Origin of the sequence: Microbispora sp. GKU 823 (genome assembly GCF_002027145.1) — a bacterium.
Lineage (GTDB): Bacteria > Actinomycetota > Actinomycetes > Streptosporangiales > Streptosporangiaceae > Microbispora > Microbispora siamensis.
Genome location: NZ_MWJN01000252.1, coordinates 1 through 1,253, shown reverse-complemented (window position 1 = coordinate 1,253; position 1,253 = coordinate 1). Strand labels below are relative to the sequence as shown.

1 protein-coding gene is annotated in these 1,253 nt (G+C 72.7%); it reads right to left on the bottom strand.

Going from position 1 to position 1,253, the window contains the following annotated elements:
* Positions 1 to 1,226, bottom strand: a 1,226-nt coding sequence (locus B1L11_RS44565; RefSeq protein WP_256863449.1) for a cation-translocating P-type ATPase, incomplete at its 3' end; no start/stop codon positions are given.
* Positions 1,227 to 1,253: the final 27 nt, after the last annotated feature.

Below are 1,253 nucleotides of genomic sequence, written 5' to 3'. Positions count from 1 at the left end.
CCCTTGATCAGGATGCCGAGCTGGGCGCCGCGGCCGGTGCCGACCAGCAACGCCGTCGGCGTGGCCAGCCCCAGCGCGCAGGGGCAGGCGATGATCAGCACCGCCACCGCGGCGGTGAACGCCGCCTGGGCGCCCTGCCCCGTGCCCAGCCAGAACCCCAGCGTGCCGACGGCAAGGGCGATGACGATCGGCACGAAGATCCCCGAGATGCGGTCGGCCAGGCGCTGCACCTGGGCCTTGCCGGTCTGGGCGTCTTCGACCAGGCGCGCCATCTGGGCGAGCTGGGTGTCGGCGCCGACCCTGGTGGCCCGCACGACCAGCCGCCCGCCCGCGTTCACCGTCGCCCCGGTCACCGCATCCCCCGCCCTGACCTCGACCGGGACCGACTCACCGGTCAGCATCGAGGCGTCGACCGCCGAGGCGCCCTCCTCGACCACCCCGTCGGTGGCGATCTTCTCCCCCGGCCGCACCACGAAGTGGTCACCGGCCTTCAGCGCGTCGACGGGGACGCGCACCTCCCGGCCGTCGCGCAGCACCGCCACGTCCTTGGCGCCCAGCTCCAGCAGCGCCCGTAACGCCGCACCCGCCCGCCGCTTGGACCGCGCCTCGAAATACCGCCCCGCCAGGATGAACGCCGTGACCCCGGCGGCGGCCTCCAGGTAGATGTCACCCGAACCGTCGCTGCGGGCGATGGTCAGGTCGAAGGCGTGGGTCATCCCCGGCAGGCCGGCGCTGCCGAGGAACAGCGCCCACAGCGACCAGCCCAGCGCGGCGATCGTGCCCAGCGACACCAGCGTGTCCATCGTGGCCGTGCCATGCCGCAGGTTGGTCCAGGCCGCCTTGTGGAACGGCAGCCCGCCCCACACCACGACCGGCGCCGCCAGCGTCAGCGACAGCCACTGCCAGTAGGTGAACTGCAGCGCGGGGATCATCGCCAGCGCGATCACCGGCACCGCCAGCACCACCGACACCACCAGCCGGGTCCGCAGCGCACCCAGCTCATCAGCCGGCTCCCCGGCAGCGTGCTGCGGGGCGGGCGGCTCGGGCAGTTTGGCCGTGTATCCGGCCTTCTCCACCTCCGCCACCAACGCCTGAGGGTCCAGGCCCTCGGGGAAGGTCACCTTGGCCTTCTCCGTGGCGTAGTTCACCGACGCGGACACACCCTCCAGCTTGTTGAGCTTGCGCTCGATCCGGTTCGCACACGACGCGCAGGTCATGCCGCCTATCGAAAGCTCGACCACGCCGGTCGGCCG